14 protein-coding genes are annotated in these 23,143 nt (G+C 35.4%); 2 read left to right on the top strand and 12 right to left on the bottom strand.

Annotation, left to right across the window (positions count from 1 at the left end; genetic code table 11):
* Nucleotides 1–751: 751 nt before the first annotated feature.
* The 12 genes from ACT5E3_RS05195 to ACT5E3_RS05140 form a co-directional block, all read right to left on the bottom strand.
* Nucleotides 752–3,166, bottom strand: a complete 2,415-nt coding sequence (locus tag ACT5E3_RS05195) for an ABC transporter permease (RefSeq protein WP_444997247.1) — start codon at nt 3,164–3,166, stop codon at nt 752–754.
* Nucleotides 3,167–3,176: 10 nt separating this feature from the next.
* Nucleotides 3,177–3,863 carry an ABC transporter ATP-binding protein gene (locus tag ACT5E3_RS05190; protein WP_444997246.1) on the bottom strand — a complete coding sequence of 229 codons (687 nt, stop codon included), beginning with the start codon at nt 3,861–3,863 and terminating at the stop codon, nt 3,177–3,179.
* A 14-nt stretch (nt 3,864–3,877) separates the two neighbouring features.
* The gene (locus ACT5E3_RS05185) at nt 3,878–5,128 is read right to left on the bottom strand and encodes an efflux RND transporter periplasmic adaptor subunit (protein ID WP_444997245.1); all 1,251 of its coding nucleotides are present in this window, start codon (nt 5,126–5,128) and stop codon (nt 3,878–3,880) included.
* A gap of 42 nt (nt 5,129–5,170) precedes the next feature.
* Nucleotides 5,171–5,575 carry a glutaredoxin family protein gene (locus ACT5E3_RS05180; RefSeq protein WP_444997244.1) on the bottom strand — a complete coding sequence of 135 codons (405 nt, stop codon included), beginning with the start codon at nt 5,573–5,575 and terminating at the stop codon, nt 5,171–5,173.
* An 86-nt stretch (nt 5,576–5,661) separates the two neighbouring features.
* Nucleotides 5,662–5,841 carry a hypothetical protein gene (locus ACT5E3_RS05175; protein ID WP_444997243.1) on the bottom strand — a complete coding sequence of 60 codons (180 nt, stop codon included), beginning with the start codon at nt 5,839–5,841 and terminating at the stop codon, nt 5,662–5,664.
* 12 nt (nt 5,842–5,853) lie between these two features.
* Nucleotides 5,854–6,012 (bottom strand): hypothetical protein, encoded by a 159-nt coding sequence (locus ACT5E3_RS05170; protein WP_444997242.1) that lies wholly within the window; start codon nt 6,010–6,012, stop codon nt 5,854–5,856.
* A gap of 379 nt (nt 6,013–6,391) precedes the next feature.
* Nucleotides 6,392–10,510, bottom strand: a complete 4,119-nt coding sequence (locus ACT5E3_RS05165; RefSeq protein WP_444997241.1) for a hybrid sensor histidine kinase/response regulator transcription factor — start codon at nt 10,508–10,510, stop codon at nt 6,392–6,394.
* Nucleotides 10,507–11,466, bottom strand: coding sequence for a hypothetical protein (locus ACT5E3_RS05160; protein ID WP_444997240.1), 960 nt, complete (start codon nt 11,464–11,466; stop codon nt 10,507–10,509). The genes ACT5E3_RS05165 and ACT5E3_RS05160 overlap by 4 nt, the downstream gene beginning before the upstream one ends.
* A gap of 377 nt (nt 11,467–11,843) precedes the next feature.
* Nucleotides 11,844–12,944: a molybdenum ABC transporter ATP-binding protein gene (gene modC, locus ACT5E3_RS05155; RefSeq protein ID WP_444997239.1), complete on the bottom strand. Its 1,101-nt coding sequence runs from the start codon at nt 12,942–12,944 to the stop codon at nt 11,844–11,846.
* A gap of 17 nt (nt 12,945–12,961) precedes the next feature.
* A complete protein-coding gene (modB, locus tag ACT5E3_RS05150) occupies nt 12,962–13,675 on the bottom strand; it encodes a molybdate ABC transporter permease subunit (protein WP_444997238.1) in 714 nt (237 codons plus the stop codon).
* Nucleotides 13,676–13,677: 2 nt separating this feature from the next.
* The gene (gene modA / locus ACT5E3_RS05145; protein ID WP_444997237.1) at nt 13,678–14,445 is read right to left on the bottom strand and encodes a molybdate ABC transporter substrate-binding protein; all 768 of its coding nucleotides are present in this window, start codon (nt 14,443–14,445) and stop codon (nt 13,678–13,680) included.
* A gap of 221 nt (nt 14,446–14,666) precedes the next feature.
* Entirely contained in the window at nt 14,667–18,485 is a 3,819-nt protein-coding gene (locus tag ACT5E3_RS05140; protein ID WP_444997236.1) for a DUF6701 domain-containing protein, read from the bottom strand.
* A 787-nt stretch (nt 18,486–19,272) separates the two neighbouring features.
* Here ACT5E3_RS05140 and ACT5E3_RS05135 point away from each other — a divergent pair.
* Together ACT5E3_RS05135 and ACT5E3_RS05130 are read left to right on the top strand one after the other, a co-directional pair.
* Nucleotides 19,273–20,235: an ABC transporter ATP-binding protein gene (locus ACT5E3_RS05135; protein WP_444997235.1), complete on the top strand. Its 963-nt coding sequence runs from the start codon at nt 19,273–19,275 to the stop codon at nt 20,233–20,235.
* The gene (locus ACT5E3_RS05130) at nt 20,225–23,137 is read left to right on the top strand and encodes a Gldg family protein (RefSeq protein ID WP_444997234.1); all 2,913 of its coding nucleotides are present in this window, start codon (nt 20,225–20,227) and stop codon (nt 23,135–23,137) included. The genes ACT5E3_RS05135 and ACT5E3_RS05130 overlap by 11 nt, the downstream gene beginning before the upstream one ends.
* Nucleotides 23,138–23,143: the final 6 nt, after the last annotated feature.

Genomic DNA, 23,143 nt, shown 5'->3' with positions numbered 1-23,143 from the left:
ATATAATGCAAAAAACCCCCGATTCTTTCGAAGCGGGGGTTTTTATTAAATGTTTTTTAGACCAATGCAAAAACCCGCCGCGAACCTAAGCTCACCACGAGTACGAGTACGACCACAAATAAATCAGAAACAATCAAATGTCGCATTAACATTATGTCTTCAATTAAATAAACTGAGTTCATTATTCTATTGTGAAGCTCTCAGGTCTACTAACTAAAAGCTATATAGAATTAATTTTTATGACTTTTAAGCCTTAATTACGTAACGTAAAGTAATTATATTAATCACGAGATAGATTACAGAGTGTCAACTGCTCTGCTCGAAAAACAATTAGTATCCTCCTTCTATAAGAAGCTTAACTTTCCGATGATATTGAAGTAGTCATGGATAGAAAAGACACAAACGGTCAAAAATCAAACAATATAACTAAACAACCTCAACTCTGGATAAGGAAATTCAAAATAATTAATAGAATCATTTTTATTTTCAATGACTTAAAGCCCAATTAAATTGAATTGCGGTTTCCACTTGAGCTTAGTACGGCTATTTTTGTGGATATCAAGGCAAGTGACTGCCGCAATAGCGAGCTACTGCAAAGGCGCTTAACGCTGAAAACCACCAAAATAAACGTTCCGATGATTTTTCTTATCCAGAGCCTAAGGTTAAATAATCAAGCTGATTGTTTTACCTGACTATAAGGAAAACCTGTTGAAATACAATTGGCTGGTTGCATTATTTTCTCAAAAATCACTTACTCTATTTTTATGGTTTCAGACAAGCTCACTTTAAACAAACTAACAAAAGCTGGCACATTGGTTATAAAGCTTGTGATTAATAATAAAAGCAAACTATAAGCTATTGTCACTAATTCAACGTTTATTACAAATTCTAGATAAACCGATATATGCCGAATAATAATAGGTATTAATGGAATCACTAAAAAAGCCCCTACCAAGGCTAACAATAAATAAACGCCAAAAACTCTAACAAGAATACTATCTCTAGAAGCCCCTAACACTAAGTGAATTGCGTAGTCAGACTGTTTTCGCCGGAGGTTAGTGTTTTGTACTGCAGCCGCACCCATCATAACAAAAATAGAAACGATAGCACTTAACCCAACCAAAAGATTCGCAATAAATTTCTCTTTGTTGTATTGCTTTGTAATTAACTCACGAAGTTGCCCAATATAATTTACCTCAATATCGGCATGCTGAGGTAGTAAGTTTTTAATCACTAGTTGCCAATCAATATCATCATGGCTTTTATCATTAATAATAATATATTCGGCAGCAATAGCACTTTGTTTTGTAATTGGCGCATAAATAGTTGGAGGGATATTATTTATTTTTCCGGTATATCCAACGTCATCAACAATCCCAACAATTGTTTTTTTTATTTGATTTCTACCTTTTGTCAAAGCAACTTCTTTTCCTATAAGCTCATCGGTTTCACTGCCATAAAAACTTCTGTTAATCATAATTTCATTATTATTTTGAAAAAAACTTCCCTTAATGAGTTTAATTCCAAGCACATTAAAATACGACTCTGAAACATTGATAGACAAGGTATTAAAGGTTGCCTTATGATTACGGTTATCAATAACAACTTCTGTGCTTATCATTTCTCTTGAGTGAGGAGAACGATTAGAAAAAGCAATATTCACTCTATTATAACGATTATCAATATTCTCCATCATTAAATCATGTAACACATTTGAGCCAAGTAATTCAGAATCATCATGAAATCCAGATACAAGTGTTACAACTTTCACTTCATCATTAACTAACCCTCTATTATATGAACTTTGTGTTAATTGGCTACTCCAAACTTGAAAAGAGGCCACAATCACCATAAACATCAGTGCTATTTGTAGCACCAGAATAGCCTTTTCAATAAAAGCATTTTTTGCACTGTGTTTACCCGTTTGAATACCTTGATTTATTTTTTTCATCAATTGAAGCAAGGGAAGTAAAGCCGCCAGTATAATTAACCCACCAATATAACTAAACAGATAAAAAACAGTTATTAAACGCGTAGTATGATTATTAACTGATGAAAAAATAGGAAGATCATGAAAGTAATTAGTAATCGCTAAACTAATCACATAACTAACAAAAAGAATAAGAATAAAAAAGTAAATATTTTCAACTATCAGTTGTTTCCAAACAGAAAAAAACGAAGCCCCCAAAGTAACTCTTATGTTAAGTTCTTTACTTCTGGCATGTACTTGATTATAGATTGCAGCCACATATGAAATAGACACAGATAAAATCAACAGCAACGATATAAACTTTAAGGCTGAAATCTGAATATCAACTAACCTTTGAGCCTTAGGATGAAAGTTAATTCCAGCAAAGGCCTGTAATAACAAATCTTCTTGAATAACCCTCGCATTACTTTGCTTAGAATTAATAGACTGTTCAATTTCTTCGGTTAATTCAGTTTCATTAATACTATGAGGAGAAATCACATTAACAAGCAATCTGTTCTCAGTATAAAAAACATTGCTTTTAATATTGTTAATAATATTTTTATCAACTTGCTGATTATTACCCAATGATATACGTAAGAAATCCACATAATGATTGTCGCTAATCCAAAACAAAGGCTTGTTTTCACCTAATCCATTAAAGCCTTTATTTAAAACGCCAGTAATTATATATTCAGTCCCATCAATATATAATTTCTCACCAATCACCGACAATTTATTAAGATAGTTAGCTTTCCAAAAATCGAAGCTTAAAATCACTTCTTTGCCAAATCCGAAACTTGGATTTAATCCGCCTTGCTCAAACCGAACACCCAAAACATCAAAAAAATTATCACTAATTAATGCTCCGAAAGCTTTTTGATTTATGCCGCTTTTTGTATTGATAGAGAACTCAGATTCACTAAAATAGAAAACACTTTCAACCTTAGATAGCTGCTTTAATTGCTCAACCTTTTCTAAAGAAACGCCTTGGCTTTCTCCTGAAGTACGCATACCATTAATAGAAAACAAATTCAAATGACTAACTAGATCAACGCTATGATTTGCCGACACCCCCTTCCAAGCTAAAATAGCTAAATAAGCTAGGGTTAACGCAAGAATAAAACCGAAAGCTAAAACAAAAGCATTAAATTTTGATTTACTCCATATATGAAGAGAGAATAAAAAACTACTCAACCTTACTCTCCTATTGTTTTGTTAATTGACCATCAAGCATTTGATATTTCACATTACCTAAATTAGCTTGTTGATGGTCATGAGTTATCAAAACAATTGTTACACCATCATTTTTATTTAAACTGCATAGTATATTCATAATGTTATTGCTATTTTCAGCATCAAGATTACCTGTCGGCTCATCAGCCAGTATTAATTCAGGAGAATTAACTAAACTTCTCGCTATAGCAACTCTTTGTTGTTCACCTCCTGACAACTCATTTGGCATGTGTTTTTTTCGGTGGAACATTTCAACACGTTCTAAAGCGTTATCGACAACCTTAGGAATTTCACTTTTATTAATGCGCTTATTATATTTTAATGGCAAGGCCACATTATTAAAAACATTCAGTTCACCTATTAAATTAAAAGATTGGAAAATAATACCGAAGTATCTATTTCTAACTTGTGTTTTTTGAGAAAAAGACAAGTTACTAATATCACGCCCTGACAGTTCATACTTACCTGAATCAGCACTATCTAACAACGCTAGCAGCGATAAAAAAGTTGACTTCCCACTACCTGAACGCCCTTCAATAGAAACAAAGTCACTTTTATTTACAAAAAAGTCGACTTGGTTAACCGCAACTGTTTTAATCTCAGATGAATAAAAAGATTTGCTCATCTGATTAATAGAAATTAAATTATTATTAGTCATCAGAAATCTTTAAGCTACATTAATTCAACTTCATCAAATTCAGAGTACTTACTCATATTTGATAAAACAACTACATCATTTTCATTCAACCCACCATTAACCACTATATTTTTTGATGACTCTTGACCAAATTGAACAACAACTTTTTTCAATCGATTAGTCTCAACATTTAACTTATATACAACTTGCTTGGTATAAGGTTTAACGCCTACAGGTTTATTAATAAAAAATATATTTTTGAGAGACTTAATAACAATTCTACCTTCAACCCCCATGTTATAGCTTAAGTTTTTAGGCTGTTCTCCATCAAAGCCTACCTCAACACTCATTTCATTATTTGAGATCTGCGGTTCAACTCGAATTACTTTTCCAACAAACTCGGCTCCAGAAATATCGATCACAGCATTCATACCAGGCGAGACTTTACCTGAATTATAATAAGGAAGTTTTAAGGTTGCTATTGGAGCACTAATATCACTTACAATGCCCGCTCTGTGCCCAGCAGAAATATGTTGACCAGGCTTAATTGATTCATCCAGATTAATCAGCATACCGGCCATGTCAGACTTTATCATTAAGCTATTAACTTTTCTTTTATTACTTTCAACTTTCATTTTTAGCTTATCAAACACTAGTTTTCTATTTTTTTTCTTTTGAATATTGATAGCTGATCGATTGTTTAACTGTTCTTGTTCAATAGTCAACTTAACTTTCAGACGACTTAATTGTGCATCTGCTTTTTTAAAATCTAACTGCGAAACTACTCCTGCCTGATATAGTTCATTAATCGCATTCAATTCGTTTTTTTGTACCACCAAATCAACATTTAATAACTTTATTTTTAATCGTTGTTCATTTTCTTCTTCTTTTGCAGTCGCTTCTTTCTCTAGCATCAACTTTTCATGTTCGGCCAGCTCAAGCTCAGATTCATACAACAAGTCAAGTAACTGAGGATTAGACATTTTAATTAACGCTTGACCTTTTTCTACTAATTGACCTGGAGATACCAGTATCTGTTCTATAACGCCATCAACTGAAGAAGCTAAAAAGCGCTCATGAGAGAAACCAACCTTTCCTCTTCCATGCACATCAATATCCATAGAACCTTTTTTCACTTTATCAAGCCATAACGTATTGCTATTAACACTAGGCAAATATTCAACCCATGAAATCAGTCCTATAGCAAAAAAAGCACAAACACCAACTAAAGTAAATATCACTTTTAATTTGACTTTATACTTTCGAGTATTATCTGGAATATCCACATTTAGTCCCCTAATAGTTAGTTTAATACAGCGCTAATCCAACTAAATTTTGCTTGATAAATTATCTAAAATAACTTGCTTTTGATAACCATTAATTTTTATTCCCGGCATTAAAATAACCGGATAACTATCTTTAATATGACTCACCAAAGGATGATTTCTATTTTCTTTTTTTTCAACATCAATAAATAAGAAGTTGATCTTATGTTCATTCAACAATGCTTTAGTTGCTTTACATGCCACACACCAATCAGCCCCTAAAACAATAACTTGAAGCTCTTCTTTACCTTTAAATGCTTCTTGTAAATCCATGTGAACATAATCTGGTTTATTGTCTATTGACTCTTTAAAGAAAACGGTAGCAAAATAGCCACTAACAAAACAAAAGACAAAAAAACCTAAAAAAAGGCCAACATCGAGCAAACGTTTATTTTTATTAGTACTCATATAAAATACCTCACACAATCATTAACCAATATAAAGATAAGCAGGCAATAATAGCTTATCATTGCCCGCTTGCTTGATAATATCTATCAAACAGGAGGCGGCAAATCAGATGGACATTTTATTTTTTCACATTTCCACCCTCCAGAAGCATCACTACATTTAAAACAATCACCTGGCGGAGGATCTGATATATCAAAAGCTATAGCGGCTTGAATACCTGCCATTAAAAATACAACACCAGTTAATAATTTTATTTTAGATTTCATTTTATTCTCCTGTTATTTATCGCCTTTTGGCTTATCATTATCACCTTTAGGGCAATCTATCTTATAGCAGTCATTTCCTATGCATTTATAACAGATTTCAAGAGCTAAAGCTGTTTGCACTCCAGCAGCAATTAGCAACACTCCAGAAATAAGTTTTACTTTTTTTTTCATTTTAATTACCTACAAAAATAATTGATTTTAAAAGCATACTTCGCTTTCACATTAAAATAGAGAATAAGAAATTAACTTCGCTCATCTCTTATAACTATACTAACGACTAAAACGCTTAGTTTTCTATTAAAAAGGAAATCAATAATACGACTTAGTTATAATAAAATACGACTCATTAAAACAGTTAAACCAATAAAATCTTGCAGCTGTCGCTTTTTTATATAATGTCGTAATAATACATAATACTAAAAGTCATAAATCAGGATTAATATACACTACTCAACCTTTTCACTAGGCAGCGAATAACTGTTTGAGTTGATATTATCGATAGTGTGAAAGAGAATATAAATTTCTATTGATTGAAATTGAGCAAGCTTTTTTAGCTATTATAAGACTGAACTTGCTTGGGTGTTTTTCCATATTGCGCCTTAAAACAACTAGAAAAATAATTCGTTGAAGAAAAGCCAGTATTGAAAGCTGCTTTTTTAATTGTTTCTCCAGAAATCAGTAAGCTATGAGCTTTTGCTAACCGAAAGCTGCGTAGATACTCGCTTGGGCTTATATCTATTAAACTCTTTAGTTTTCTTTGAAATTGTCGCTCTCCAATTCCAATTTCTCCCGACAACTCTTTTATTCCAAATTGATTATTTGAAAAATTATCCGTTACTATGCTTTCTAGCCGGATTAAGAACTTAGCATCCACACTACTCATTTCATCACTGACGCTTGAGGAATCCATTGTATCACTCTCAAGTATATTACGACTAAATCTCTGGCATAGTATTTTACGCACAGATAATAAGTTTGACACTCTGATCATCAACTCCTCTTCATCAAAGGGTTTTGTCAAGTATTCGTCAACATTACTCTTCCAACCCGTAAGACGACTTTGTCGATCACTTCTTGCTGTTAATAAGACAATCGGTATATGACAAGTGCGATCATCTTGTTTCAAAATTTCACTAAGTTCAAAACCATCTTTACCAGGCATCATAATATCACTAATAATTAAATCAGGAATAAACTCCGTTGCCATATAAATACCTTTATCACCACTTTCTGCGGCAATACAATGATAAATGGGTTGAAGCGTTTCAATAATATATTTTTGCATATCAAGATTATCTTCAACAATTAAGACCATTGCTTTAGAATCTGAGTTTTCAATATTCAATGCCTTGTCTGTTTCTGATAGTTCATTACTCTGTTCGGTTAACCCTTCGATTTCTAAGCTAAGCGAGTTGTCAGACATCATTTTATTTGAATTATCTATTTGAGGTATTGAAGTAACCGGAAGATAAATAGAGAAACACGATCCCTTACCTAACTCACTTTCTAATTCAATTCTTCCATCATGTGATTCGACTAACTCCTTAACCAAAGATAACCCGATGCCTGCTCCGGTCACTTTTTCACTCTGCTCATTCAGTACTCTTTGATATCGGTCAAATACTTTTTGTAGCATATCTTCAGGTATACCTACCCCTGTATCTTTAACTTGAATTAAGCATTCATGTTGAGAGACTTTTTTACATGCAACCCAAACATGACCTCCATTCTGTGTGTATTTAACCGCATTAGACAGTAAGTTGAGTAAAATTTTATCAATCGCGTCAGGTACAGAATTTATCCAAACATCATCATTACTTTGCAACTCAAAAGTAATACCTCTTTCCTTTCCTAAATCAGAAAATGCATTAGTTAAATGATAAATTAAAGTCGTTAAGTGAACAGCTTGTTTGTTTCCGGTTTTCTCCACTCTATATTTTTCCATATAAATAAGTTGGTCAACCATACGTAATAGCCGGTAGCCATTTCGTTTAACTATTTTTAACTTGTCTTTAATTTCACCGCTAACATCTAGTTTAAGTAAGTTTTTAACCGGACCTAAAACTAAAGTCAATGGTGTTCTAAACTCATGAGAAACATTAGCAAACTCTCTGTTTTTGTATTCTAAAAGAGATTTAATGACTTGTTTTTCTTTATTAATTTCTAGTGTTTGCAATTCGACTTGAGCAGCCAAATCATCAGCCCTCTTTCTGATACTATAAGTACGATATCGATAAAAAATAAATAGCAAAGCTAAAAAAGTCACTATATAAATAGTTTTAGCCCACCAAGTTAGCCACACTGGAGGTAATACTTTTATGTTTAAGTGACTAACTTTATCACTCCACTGGTTATCAAGTTCACTGGCATTTACCTGAAACACATAATCTCCAGCCGCCAAACGGCTAAAGCTAGCATTTCTAAGTGTTGCATCAGTTTCTATCCATTTATCATCAAAACCAATTAGTCGGTAACGATAGCGAATATTTTTGGGCGTTTTGTAATCAAGTGCAGAAAAGGTTAGAGAAAAAATATTATGTTCAGGATAAACAATTAACTCATTAACAAGATCTATTCTTTGTTTGTTCGTATGTTTAACTTCCTTGGTTAAATTAATGGGTTTATTATCAATTAAGTAATTAGTAATTTGAACAGCTCTATTTCTTTTAGAGAAAACAATATCGTCTGGTGAAAAATAATTGATACCGTACTCACCACCTAAAAGTATATTTCTGTTTTTGGCATCATAAATACCTACGGGAAGAAAAGCCCCGGATTGAACTCCCAAATACGAATCAAAATTACTGACTGTTCTATCATTAATATCAACTTTACTCAAACCTCTATTAGAGGCAACCCATAGATTTTCATTATCGTCAGAGATTATTTTTGCAATGGTATCATCAATCAATCCATTTTTTGTTGAGTAAGTTTGGATGATCTTTTCTCCATCAAATTCGATAAGCCCATTATTATAAGTTCCAATAAATAGTCTATTAGCTTTAGGGTAAGTTAATGACGTAATCGAAAGATCATTATATTGCTTATTTTGCAAGTTAACTTTAGAAAAAGCTTTGTTAGTAAAGTTATAAATATAGACACCAGCTTGAGTTCCTAGCCAAAGTTCAGACTTACTCTTCAACTGAATGGTATTGACTCGATTTTCAAGTGCGAAAGGATTCTTTAAATTAGGTAGTAAACTTTGTGCTTTTTTTAGTTTGGGATCATAAACCAACAGCCCTTTATAAGTTGCACTCCAAACTTGTTCATCAAAGATTAAAGTTTCTCCAACATAACTTTCTTGCCCTACAGGCTGATTCAAATTTGTTAATACCTGTAAAAACTGCTCATTCCCTTTAGCTGAGTAAAACAATCCATGACTGATCGTGCCTAACCAGATTTCACCATGGCTTCCGACAGTAATAGAGCTCACTGAGTAGTCACCACTCTCTAATGCTTCAAATAGAAACTTATCACATTGACCTGTTGTCGTATTGATTTGGTAAGCACCACCATCTTTAAGGCCAACTAAAATGCTTTCTTCTAACTTGGCTAAACTATAAATCTCTTTGTAAGGTAAACAATTATTGAAATTAGTATGATTAATTAAACCAAATTTTCTTTGATGGTTATTAGTATAAATTAGTCCTTTTTGACTACCCAACCAAACACCGTCATCATCATCAATAAAAATACTCATCAAATAATTATCAGCAATACTATTGGGGCTATTAGAATGAGTAATAAACTGATTAAGTTGCTGAGCTTTTTCATCCATTATGATTAAACCATTTCCATTGGTTGGTATAGCGATTTGATTTTTTATCCAGGCAAACTCCTTAAAGCGAGACCTATTCACTTGTTCAACTCTAGAATCATTATGTTTAAGAATTAATTTCCAATTATAATTATGATTTTTTAATCGGTAAATTCGATAGTTAGTCTGAACAATTAAATCACCTTCTCGATTATAATCAATTTTAAGAATAGTTTTATAAGCAATATTTTTAGAAATCTTAGCGTTCAATTCAATTACATTGATAGCCTTAGATGTTTTTTTATTGAACAACCACAATCCTTGAGTTGTAGCAAGCCAAAACGTATCTTTATCTTTCTCTAAAAATGAACGAATAATAATAGGCTCTTCTGTTTTTGGAAAATTCACTTTCACGGGCTTAAATGAAATTGATTCTGTCGCACTAGTAAAAACATGGCCAGATAAAGTAGCAATCCATAACTGATCACCATTAGTTGAGTTCATGGCGGTAATATAATTTTCAGACGGCTTATCTGAAAAAGTAAAATTTTTGAATGAATCATGCCTATTCTGGTATAAGCTCAACCCTTTTTCACTAATAAACCAAAGCCTGCCCAGCTTATCGCGAAATATATTTCTCACTTGGTTATCAAGCAGTGCTCCATCATTGTCACTTTCGTGAATATAGCGCTTAAACTCATAACCATCAAAACGACTGACACCAGAATCAGTTCCTACCCAAATATAACCATCATTATCTTGATTGATAACATTAATTGTATTCTGAGCTAACCCCGTTTGATTAGCCCATTTTTTAAAAGAGAGATTAGTCCAGCTTGAATCGGCAAAAGTATTGGCAACATAACTACTAAAAAAAAATATCCATATTAATTTACCGACTAAATACTTCAAATACCAAACCCTCCCATCAATGAATCATCATCTAAATCTTGCTCATCTCCACAGCTTGGATTACTTGGTCCACATCGATCCAGCCCTTTAGTCCCATTATCATCTCTTGATTGACGGTAAGAAGTAACCGATGGCACTTCCGTAAGCTCCGGATCACGACATATTCTTCCCCAAGAATGACCGACACATATTTTATAGGTTGATTCAGTATGCTTAAATGGTACAGGCGTTAATTCAGAATCAACAAATTCAAGTTCTCCATAAATTCTTGTAAACAATACTCTCCACTGATTAATCACTGGATATTTTGCCAAATAAACCGTATATCCATCCACAGTTTCTACTTTGACGATGGCAGGTCTTTTAAGGAAGAGAAAAGGGTTTATATCAGCGGATTGAAGCAAACTGTTCAATTGGCCCTGATATTCTGCCGCAAAGTCATTTGAATGGGCCCAATGCATATTTTGAGTTCCCAATGCAACAAACCCTATATCATTTAAATTCACCGAAACATACCATTTATTGTCAACTTTACTGAGTTGCCTATCTTTGACTAAGTTAAGTAGCTCAATATAATCAGCGTAGTCATTAATATCTGATTGCTCGTTACTTATGATTTGAGCGCTCACTCCTTCACCAGGCTCACCACCAGGCATTCCAAAAGGAAAAATAGGCCCCCCTGAACTTCTAGTTATTTTAATTGTTTTAAAAAAACCTGACTGGATTGCAGGGTTTGCTCCTATTTGTTGTATTTCCAGTAAACTGTGGTTCGAAGTGTTGACTACAATGACGGTATCTGGTGTGAAAGAACTAGAGCCCACTTGAATAGCCAGATCTTTAAAATCATGATCAGACACACAATGGTCACATGCGACATATCGCTTATTATCAACATCAACCGCATATAAACTCATTGACATTAATAATGTAATACCACCTAGAATAAATTTTTTCATTAACTTCCCCTAAACTTAGCACTTCTTTAGCAACTGGCTTTAAGAAACTCACTTAAATAAAGTTCTTTTATTGTTTTATTGATATACCAACCCTAACTCAAAAAACTTTCAAGTAAAAACGAATAGCCCAGCTCTTATAGTTCAAAGCGGACAAACAAAATCTTATCAATTTTACGTCATCGAGTATTTTTCACTTGTTTAATCAACCGACATTGTTGTACGCTTTTACGACTCAATCACCAATAAAAAACAGATAATACCTTTTTTATCAATAGGTTAGAACAAAACATGATTTTCATAACAAATGAAAGAAACAAACGCCATAAATATTGAATTTTCTCAAAGATATTAACTTCCTATCTCAATTGGTACTGCCACTAATGAATAATCGACACCGCTTTAATTTGTGCAAAAACAGATTGACTAACTTTTAGCGCTAATTGATGACACGAAAATGTCGAAATTCTAGCAAGTAAAAGTTCATTGTTGATTTGTAAATGAACCAAACACTGCCCATCTTCAGTCGCATCCTCTATGCTTTTAATTTCTGCTTTAAAGATATTAATAATGCTAGAAAGCTCAGGACGTTGCAAAGTTAAGCTGACGTCTCTGGCATATAGATGCAACCTGATCTGTTGGCCACAGCCTACTTCTTGTTTAGGGATTTTAAATAACAAACCATTAACATCAACTTCAGTTAAAGAATATTGGTTAGAAGCATTGACTACTTGACCAAATAACAAAGAAAAAGGCTCTTGTGGTACGTCCTGAAAAACCTGATATTCTGACGCCGTTGTCCTGATATCTCCCTGGGCAACCAACTTACCTTGTTCCATTAATACTAGATAATCGGCTAATCGAGCCACCTCATCAATACTATGACTCACATAAATAATGGGAATTTGTGACTCACTTTTCAGTTTTTCTAAATAACTCATTATTTCTTTTTTACGCTTATTATCTAAAGATGCCAGAGGCTCATCCATTAATAAGACTCTTGGTTTCATAGCCAGGGCTCTAACAATAGCAACTCTCTGTCTTTCTCCACCAGATAACTCGCTGGCTTTACTCAATAACAGTTCATTCAGTCCAAACAAGTGGACTAAATGATTTAACTCACTTTCAGTTACCCCCTGCTCAACACGCTTTCTTCCATAGTTAAGATTATCAATTACCGATAAATGCTCAAAAAGACTCGATTCTTGAAATACATAGCCAATTGAACGCTGGTGAACAGGTAAAAAGAACTGTTCTGATTGCCAAATCTCACCACAAAAATCAAGTGAACCTTTAGGTGATTGCTCAAGACCTGCAATGCAACGTAAAAGCGTTGTTTTGCCTGAGCCAGATGGCCCAAAAATTGCGGAAATACCATTCATTGGAATCTTCAACTCAACATCAAATATAAAATGAGAGTCAGGGTATTGGAAGTAGAATTTTGCTTTTAATTCTGTTGATTTTAGCTTACTTTCTTTCATATGTTTAACAGCAATTTTTAAATGCCAATAGTATTCGCAGTTACCTTTACTCGCCGCTTTTGCCCTACCTTGCGATTGAATGTATAAACAATAGTTAGTACAGCAAAAGAAAAAACAACCATCCCGCCAGCCAACATATGCGCATTTGCATATTGCATCGTTTCAACATGATCATATATTTGTACAGAAATCACTCTAGTCACTTCAGGTATATTCCCACCAACCATTAACACTATACCAAACTCACCTACAGTATGAGCAAAACCAAGAATAGCAGCAGTCACAAATCCCGGTTTAGCTAAAGGTAAAATAACCGTAAAAAAGCAATCCAGTTTGCTCGCCCTTAATGTAGCAGCCACTTCAATTGGCCGCCGTCCAATTGACTCTATGGCATTTTGAATCGGTTGAACCACAAACGGGAGAGAGTAGAACACCGACGCAATAACCAGTCCCCAGAATGTGAAAGGAAGTGTTCCAAGACCTAAAGCCAACGTAAGTTGACCAATGGGACCATTAGGTCCCATAGCCATCAATAAATAAAACCCTAAAACGGTTGGAGGTAAAACTAAAGGCAAAGCAACAATAGCACCAATAGGTGCTTTCCATCGAGAGTTAGTATTTGCCAACCAATAAGCCAATGGTGTACCGATAAACAATAAGACTATTGTCGTTACACTAGCAATGCGTATTGTTAGCCAAATGGCCGTCAAATCGGCGTCATTAATTTCCACAATTAGTCTATTCCGAAAGAAGTTTGATAACCGTATTTTTGAATTATTTTTTGGGCAATTGAAGAACGCAAGAAATCCAACAACTCCCAAGCCGCCTTTTTCTCTTCTGCAATTTTCAAAATGACAAGGTCCTGTAAAATAGGCTGATGCATATTTTGAGGAATACGCCAAACCGAGCCCTCAACCACTTTCCCATTATTGATTAACTGAGACAAAGCGATTAACCCTAAGTCTGCATTTTGAGTTGCGACAAATAGATAAGTTTGAGCAATATTTTCGCCGAAGACCAGTCGACCTTTTATTTCATTGTACACATTAAGAGACTTCAAAGTCTCAATACTCGCCACTCCATATGGTGCCAATCTGGGGTTTGCTATTGCTAACTTTCCAGACTCAAAAGTTTTTAAGATTTTGGCTTTTTCAACAGCAAGCCCTTTAACTGGAGACCAAAGTGCCAGAGCCCCTTGAGCATAGGTTATACGACTATGCCTGGCGGTTAAATTCTTTTTCTCTAATTGTGCAGGCTTAATCTGATCGGCAGACAAAAAGATATGAAAGGGTGCACCATTTAACACCTGCGCATATATTTTTCCTGAAGAAGCGGCAATCAGCTTTATTTTATGTTCAGACTTTTTTTCAAACTCTAATACTAAATGCTTCATTGGTGTATAAAAGTTAGACGCAACAGCTACATTCAATGAATCGGCATAGCTATGATAAGAAGCAGTTCCCAGCACGAAATAAACAGTAATATTGATAAACCATTTCAAGGTTTTAAAACTCCCCCAATACACGATTAATATTTCCTCACCCAAAAAGCTAACACAATAAGTTACAGGAGTTTATCAATGAAATATAGAGTTGAAGGTTTAATAATTATCTTTCACCTTTTAAATAAACGATAAACAAGAAGCCGATGATGTGATTTTAACGCCCCCCACAAACACATAAAAAATTGATGTATGATAAAAGATCAGCCCAAAGAAAGGGCTTAATTTCTAATTTCACGCCAAAATATCATTCTGTCAGAGCCTCTATAATAGCCAAAATTTAAAGTTGATGAGGTAACATCTAACAGGTTATTGGCATCCCAGTCAAACAATAACCATGGCTGTGTGGCTAAATCAAAATTAACTATAACACTACCAAAATTTCCACTTCCTGGTGCGCTAAACCAAAGTTCATTACCTGTCGATGTTACACCGTTCACTAAAGTCACAGGCACCCCTGTTGGTGAAAATATATTGGTTTCTCCAGAACTTAAGTTATCAGTATAACTGGCTGGGTCAAAGCTCACATACGTATCAACATATTCGGTGCAACTATCTGCGGTATTAAGAACCCAATTAGTACCGTTAAAATATTCACTTTGCAATCGCATTTCAACATCGCCAGTTTCAGGCCCGTAAGCATCTCTCATTAAAAGACGCCCTAAACGGACTTCGACTATATTAGAGTTAACCACTCCGCTTGTCACGTTATCTGCATCGACAGCCTGAATATCTGCCCTAAAGTCAAATGGTGAAGATACAGCACTATATTGATAATGACTGTCATTAGCAGTAAAACTACTCACTCCTTGATTAAACGTAGTCAGTACCGGGTTAAAATTAAGTGTTCCACTCGCATTAGCCGATAACGTTACATTATAAGCCTGTGCAGTGATATCACTGGCTTGTAGTTTGGCAAACGCACCATGATAATTTAACGTGGTATCGTTAGCCGCGTTTCGAGCGGTGATATTGGCAGTAATATCAAAAAACTGACCATTTTTATTTAAACCAATATTTACGCCATCTTGGTAACCCGCATAAGTAAAGCCTCCACATTGTGCAGTGATTGCTGGCACGCTCATCGAAAAGCTAGCCGGAATAAAGCGACCAATATTGATTCTTTCACCAGTAACATTTTCGCCACCGCCCATAAAATCAGTTGTCAGTGCGCCCATTTGCATAATCCCCACCTCACTCCAACTTTGAGCGAACGAATAAGTACCGGCTGACAAGCTCGTTAAAGAAAGACTGGTTGTCGATAAACTTCCATTAGACTCTGTAACGACTAACGCCGTCGGTGACAAAATAATATTTTCGCTCACTTGTCCAATATTGGGAGTTGTAGCATTATCACTTAAATCACCACCTGAGTCGGGTACACCATCAAGATCACTATCGATAAATGGATCGGGTATACCATCAGCACCAGGAGCATTGGTTGCATTAATAATTTGATCATCAGCAGACTGCCAAAGCACACTTCGCAATGTCATATTAAAAGCATTTCCTGCAATATTAAATGCAGGCACATCATTAGCATCTTTGGCATATGGGTTGCCTGCAACTTGAATGTCATAACCAAATGGACGAACAACAAATGAATTCACACCACCAATAATTTCATCCAGATTACCATCAGGAGGCTCACCAATATCAATTTCATCTTTTGCCGCTAATCGAATAATACCCGCATCGTCATAACGTACATTTAGAGTTGTCACACCATTCACAAAGTTAACATTTTGTGCACTTGATAGCGCTTCACTCGTTGCTATATTAGTTCCGTTCACATTAACTGGTGTTGGACTAGTATTAGGCTGGCTATAAGTCGACCATAAATTTAAAGAACGGTTTCCGGTGTACTCTTCAATCACACCACATTGTGGTTGTGACGGTGTTTGCCCCGCAGCAGTCAAAATCAAATCAAACGGTTTTCCTGAAACCTGAGTAGGCACAGGAGAAGGAGAAAATAAAAAACCAAATGGTCTAAAAGTAATGTCACCTTCACTATTTTCATCCACGATACTACCTTCAGCCACCGCAATATTAGCGACTTCTGCAACAGTGTTTTGTAAGTACAATACAACAGAACCATTATCTGCCGTATTATACTGATAGGTTGCAGTACCATTATTATCATTTGCAACATCCGTTAAAGTTCCTTGTGCCAAATCGGTACTGCTTCCATTTTGATCCAATACCTGCCAATTACCATGATTAGTAGAAAGCGATAAATCAACCGTTCCTGAGTAATCTGTTACTAAACTATTACTGCTATCTTCTGCACGGATCGTAATCGCTTCTGGCAAACAATTAATTCCGTTGCCATCATGAACAATTCTAAAATGATCTGGTCCGCAATTTTTAGTGGCAAAGATACTCAAATTATTCAAGTTCATGATTTCATTTCCAGAGCGGTAACCTTGAATAATTCGAAAACGCACACGAGTATTTACCGAAGCAAAGCCTAGCAAATCAAAAGTATAGGTATTATTAATATCATTGGAAAATGTACCACCAGGCAATGCCGTCCAGTTAACCCCTCCATCACTAGATGCAGACACTTCAAAGCGATCGCCATTTTCTAATGTATTCGATGTTCTTAAATCAACTTTGAGTACAGCCGAAACTGCTCCCGCTAAATTAGCTTCTCGCTCGATTGTTGGAACAGTATTACTGCCAACGCTATTAGTCATATTCAGCTCGCTCGCATTAATATAAATTCTACCAGCAGTATTTGTAGCAGAATTATCATCATTCGTTTCTACCCAATCACCCGACCAAGGATCGAGCCCATCACTATTGGAATAACTATTAAGATCAAATTTATCAATATAAGAAAGCGTGCAAACGCCACCGCTTACACAAGGATGAGTTTCATTCATCACCTGATTAACTTGAGCCGATGTCAGTACATTTTCATAAATACGAACTTCATCAATATAACCATCAAAAAAGCGTGATGCTATATCGAGATCTTGACCAATTTGAAGCGGATCGTTGTTGAGAATTAATGAACCAGTTCTGGCTGAGCGTGCTCGCTCAACACCATCAACATAAATAATTTGTTCGCCACTTTGCCAAGTAACGGCAATATGATGCCATTGCCCTATTTGTAGGTTTGCACCACTAGTGGTTAAAGTTGCAGTACTCCACCACCAAAAAATTTCGCCAGCAGTATTAATATGAAACTCATAATTTTCGTCTTTTGACAATATCGACTTTAGCCCGCTTGTTGGGATCACATTTGTATTAATCCATGTGGTCACGGTTAGAGTGTTAGGGATATCCAACAGTGAGTCAGCCGTTGAGGTATCATCATCTCTTTGAATAAAGGAAATGCTGCCATTAAATACACCGTAATAACATGTACCAGGATCACCAACAATCGCAGGATTAACATTAGATGTCGCCGCACTAAATGCAGTTAAATGAAGGTTGTTTCCAGAAACATCCTGTACTTCATTATTACTACCATTCCAAACGATTTCCTCAAAGCGCCATTCTCCAATTAATCCAGGAATAAAATTAGGATCTCTTTCAGTCACAACAACATCATCAATGTGCCAATAGTCCCAACCAATACCACCATTTTCAGGAGCTCCACCGCTACCCCCAGTCTGTCGAAAACGAATTTGCAAATTGTTATGTAATGCATTTCCCGTTAACTGATAAGTTCTAGTATAAATTTGCCCTGCGGCTCCTCCACCAGAAAAGCTTTCTAAAACAACCCAGTTATTAGCAGTATTTCGATACTCCACAACTAAATCTTCACCCGATTCAGGGTTTTCACTGAAACTATCAGCCCCCCGCCTAATCCATACCGACAATTCTGCGAGAGGAACATTAGCTGCAATCGTGTTTGTATTAATACTAACCGCTCCCCAACGAGTCCGTAATGATGAGCTACCTGAGTTAAAAGTTTCATTACCAATACTAGCATCACCAGCACCAGCATTGACCGTCCATTGACCGAGACCACTTTCAAAATCATCAGTAAAAAGAATGTCATCAGGCGCGGCTAATAGTCCTTTCATCAGAAATAAAATTGCTAGAGATAATATATATTTAAAGTAATGTGAACTTTTCATAAACCCTGAAAATTAGCGTACTATCTATATAGTGTAATTTGATTATCAAATTATAGGTAATAAATTGATTTAACTGCCATTGTTACCGACTAACGGCTACAGCATTATTGAATAATATGGGGTTGTCATAATGAAAGTGTTTCATTATGACCCAGTTGACATATAGCTAAATCACTATCAATTGGCATAGAGAAAAGTCAGGGATTTTTGTCACTATTAAGGCGTCTAGCGCAGTGCATAGCCCGCTCTATGGACAAGTCAGACAACGAAAAGAGCGGCAAAAATAACGGCTTTTATTGTGACAATTGATAGTGATTTAGCTATATTCATCGACAAATTGATATTAACTATAAATTATAGCGATAAAAAATCTGCTATATTCAGCAATATTCATAAAACGTATTCAGATAATTAACCTTACCTCACATCAAAAACACCATGCAAACAACTATTTTTATAAGTAGTATTAATTTTAGCCTTTGCTAGCAAAAACTTGAAATACATCAACTAATTTGCATTTTTCACTTTACAAATAACACCTTGAAATTTTATATATACGCCCCAAAGATTTACCCTTCGATTACAACTGATTATTGAGGAATTAGTTGAAAAGCAACATAAGCATAACTAATTCAGTAGCAACTTTTCCCTCTTTTCACTGTAATCTAAACAATTAATCAACTCGGCAAAATAAATATTTAGAAAATAGATAAATGGTAAGAGGAGGATATCGATGCTTGAAGTCAATCAATTAACACGGCTGTATGGTGAATTTAAAGCAGTTGATGGTGTTAGTTTTAATATTGGTAAAGGGGAAATTGTTGGTTTGTTAGGCCATAATGGTGCTGGTAAGACAACTATTATGAAAATGCTCAGTGGTTACTTAGAACCCAGTAATGGCAACATTAAAATTAACAATATAGATATTGCTGACGCCCCAAAAAAAATTCAACAACAACTTGGTTATTTACCAGAAAACTTACCTGTTTATCCTGAAATGACGGTCGCAGATTACCTTGATTATGCAGCGGACCTTAAAGGACTTAGTGGCACAGCAAAAACCAGCGAATTAAAACGTGCGATTAAAGCAACAGAATTAGAAATTAAATTACTTGCCCCCATTGCCACACTGTCAAGAGGCTATAAACAGCGAGTAGGAGTTGCTCAAGCAATTTTAGGTCAACCTAAGTTATTAATTTTAGATGAGCCAACTAATGGACTTGATCCGACTCAAACAGAACACATGCGACAGCTCATAAAAGAAATAGCCAAAGATGCCACAGTCATTCTTTCAACTCATATCATGCAAGAAGTCGATGCAATATGTGACAGAGCGATTATTATCCGCAATGGACAAATAGCCAAAGATGCAAAGCTAGACGAACTACGACAAACGAATAGCCTGATATCATCAACCTCATTAGCCCTACCAGAAATGAAAAAACTTTTACTCAGCATTTCAGGTATTGAAAGTATAGAAGAGCTACCAACTGATCTTAATCATGTTTTCAATTATCGAATTCAACTTACCCAAACAAGCAATGCATTAATACTGAGTAGTACAATTGTCAAACAGGTCATTCAAAGTAATGCCGAGCTTTATTCTATTCATCAAGAGCAAATTGATTTAGAAACATTATTTCGACAAGTTAACCAAAACCCAATCAATACGAAGGAGGTAAAAAATGCAGCCTAATAACCAACCATTAGCAATGATTCGTCGTATATCGAGCAAAGAAGTTTCATTATTTTTTGCCTCACCCATTGCTTATTTATTTTTAGCTACTTTTGCGGCAGTCACCTTGTTTACCTTCTTCTGGGGTGAAGCATTTTTTGCTCGCAATATTGCTGATGTACGCCCACTATTTGAGTGGATGCCTGTTTTACTCATTTTTCTTGCCAGTACACTAACCATGCGCTTGTGGAGTGAGGAAAGAAGAACCGGAACCTTAGAACATGTACTGACTCAACCAGTTCCTTTGTGGTATTTTGTTGTCGGCAAATTTGTTGGTTGTTTAATACTATTAGCTATCGCTTTAATCATTACCTTACCACTGCCCATAACCGTTTCTCTTATTGGTGAGTTAGATTGGGGGCCAGTGTTAGCCGGTTATTTAGCGACATTTTTACTAGGTGCGGCTTATTTGAGTATAGGTTTGTACGTATCTGCTCGTAGTGATAATCAGATAGTCAGTTTAATTAGTGCGGTTGCATTATCGGGCGTGTTTTATTTAATTGGCACTGCGACTATTACCGGATTTTTTGGTAACCTGGCGGGAGAATGGCTAAGGCTTTTAGGTACTGGAGCTCGATTTGAGTCTATCACTCGCGGCGTTATTGATTTGCGCGATCTCTACTACTATCTCAGCATAATTATTGTATTTTTATCACTCAATGCATTTGTATTAGAAAAAGAAAGATGGGCAACTCAAAATACAACTCAACACCATAACTCTTGGCGTTTTGTCACATTATTGTTATTGCTGAATGCATTTGGTGCTAATTTGTGGCTAGGACAAATCAATACACTCAGAGTCGATGCCACAGAAGGAAATCAATATTCTATTTCAGATGCAACAACCAACTACCTAAATCAATTACAAGAACCTCTGTTAATTCGAGGTTATTTTAGTAGCAAAACCCACCCGCTTCTCGCGCCATTAGTTCCACAGCTTCAAGACTTAATCGAAGAGTATGAAGTCGCAGGTAGAGGTAAAGTCAAAGTAGAAATTATTGATCCTGTCACCAATCCCGAACTTGAAGAAGAAGCGAATCAAAAATATGCAATAAAGCCAATGCCTTTCCAAGTGGCCGATCGATATCAATCCGCAATTGTGAGTTCTTACTTTAATGTGCTCATTCAATATGGCGACGAACACCAAGTGTTAGGTTTTAGAGATCTGATTGAAGTAAAATCAGGAAATACCAATAACTTAGATGTTAAACTTCGCAATCCCGAGCATGATTTAACTCGTTCAATTAAAAAAGTTCTTAATAGCTACCAATCAGGTGGTAATTTATTTGATACCGTTCAAGGAGAATTAGTTTTTAATGCTTATGTTTCAGCAGAATCAATGCTGCCCGAACAGTTAGTAGAATTCAAAAAGGTGGTCACTTCAGTGACCACTGAACTAAAAAATAAAGCCAATGGTCGATTAAATGTTAATATTATTGATCCTGACTCTAATGGTGGAAAAGTGGGTCAACAAATTGCACAAGACTATGGCTTTCGTCCTATGCCAACAAGTTTATTAAGTAACGACCATTTTTACTTTTACCTGACACTAGCACAAGGAGAACAAGTTGTTCAAATCCCACTTGATGATATAACTAAAAACAGTTTTCAAAGAAATATCGAGTCAGGAATCAAACGTTTTGCTAGCGGCTTTACAAAAACCGTAGGTCTCGTTGTTCCTGTTCAAGATCCACAAATGGCAAGATATGGATTACAAGGACCACAATTTAACATGTTAGAGAAATTCATTGGCAGCGATCTGAATATAAAACGAGAAGATTTAAGTGATGGCCAGGTATCAGGAGATGTTGATTTTCTTGTTCTAATGTCACCCAAAGCCATTAATCAAAAGCAACTTTTTGCCATTGATCAGTTTCTCATGCAGGGAGGTACCGTTTTAGCAGCCACTTCACCATTTAGTGCGAGCTTTACCGGAGGCCGATTAAATATGATGCCCCATGAGAGTGGACTGAATGAGTGGCTTACTCATCATGGTATTGAGATTGACAAACAATTAGTCATGGACAGTCAAAACGCTGCATTTCCTGTTCCTGTAACAAGAAACGTTGGCGGCTTTCAACTCCAAGAAATGCGTATGTTAGACTACCCTTATTTTATTGATGTAAGAGGCGAAGCTCTCAATAAAGATAACCCAATTACATCCGACATTCCTCAAGCAACGGTTTCTTGGGCATCTCCAATAAAAATTAATCAAGAGAAAAATAAAAATAGAAAACTAACCGAATTACTAAAAAGTTCGCAAGGTTCGTGGCTATCAAAATCAACCGACATTATGCCCCGCATGAATGACAATGGTATTAGTGGTTTCCCACCTCAAGGTGAAACAAAGCCTCACCTATTAGGAGTCATAAGCCAAGGTCGCTTCGACTCTTATTTTGCTGGTAAAGATTCTCCATTATTACAGAAAAGTGAAACAATAGAAAAAGCAGAAGAAGCAACACCAGATAAAACAGCCAATGCAAAAACAGAAAACACTCCGGTTATTTCTAGTGTTATTGAGCGTTCAGCTGAGTCTGCTCGAATTATTCTATTTAGTTCCAATGATTTTTTAAGAGATCAAGTTATTCAAATGACAAGTTCTGCGGCAGGTAATGAATACCTATCCACATTACAACTCATCGCCAATAGCATTGATTGGTCTCTTGAAGATTCAGGACTATTAAGCATTCGTTCCCGTGGACACTTTAACCGTACACTGCCACCAATGGAAAAAGACGAACAAATATTTTGGGAATATTTCAACTATTTCTTAGCTTTGCTTGCCTTGGCACTTATTGCATTGATTCAAAAGCAACGCAAAAAATCGCGTCAGTTAACTTATAGCCAATTATTATCAAACTAAAGGAGG

The sequence above is a fragment of the Aliikangiella litoralis genome, assembly GCF_052495765.1.
Note: the sequence above shows the minus strand (reverse complement) of the source record. Positions and strands in the feature narration are given on the sequence as shown.

Excerpts from the sequence above, each read along its gene's own strand:
- ACT5E3_RS05190 (WP_444997246.1), bottom strand. The coding sequence starts at position 3,863 with ATGACTAATAATAATTTAATTTCTATTAATCAGATGAGCAAATCTTTT.
- ACT5E3_RS05180 (WP_444997244.1), bottom strand. The coding sequence starts at position 5,575 with ATGAGTACTAATAAAAATAAACGTTTGCTCGATGTTGGCCTTTTTTTA.
- ACT5E3_RS05175 (WP_444997243.1), bottom strand. The coding sequence starts at position 5,841 with ATGAAATCTAAAATAAAATTATTAACTGGTGTTGTATTTTTAATGGCA.
- ACT5E3_RS05170 (WP_444997242.1), bottom strand. The coding sequence starts at position 6,012 with ATGAAAAAAAAAGTAAAACTTATTTCTGGAGTGTTGCTAATTGCTGCT.
- ACT5E3_RS05160 (WP_444997240.1), bottom strand. The coding sequence starts at position 11,466 with ATGAAAAAATTTATTCTAGGTGGTATTACATTATTAATGTCAATGAGT.
- modC (WP_444997239.1), bottom strand. The coding sequence starts at position 12,944 with ATGAAAGAAAGTAAGCTAAAATCAACAGAATTAAAAGCAAAATTCTAC.
- ACT5E3_RS05140 (WP_444997236.1), bottom strand. The coding sequence starts at position 18,485 with ATGAAAGGACTATTAGCCGCGCCTGATGACATTCTTTTTACTGATGAT.
- ACT5E3_RS05135 (WP_444997235.1), top strand. The coding sequence starts at position 19,273 with ATGCTTGAAGTCAATCAATTAACACGGCTGTATGGTGAATTTAAAGCA.
- ACT5E3_RS05130 (WP_444997234.1), top strand. The coding sequence starts at position 20,225 with ATGCAGCCTAATAACCAACCATTAGCAATGATTCGTCGTATATCGAGC.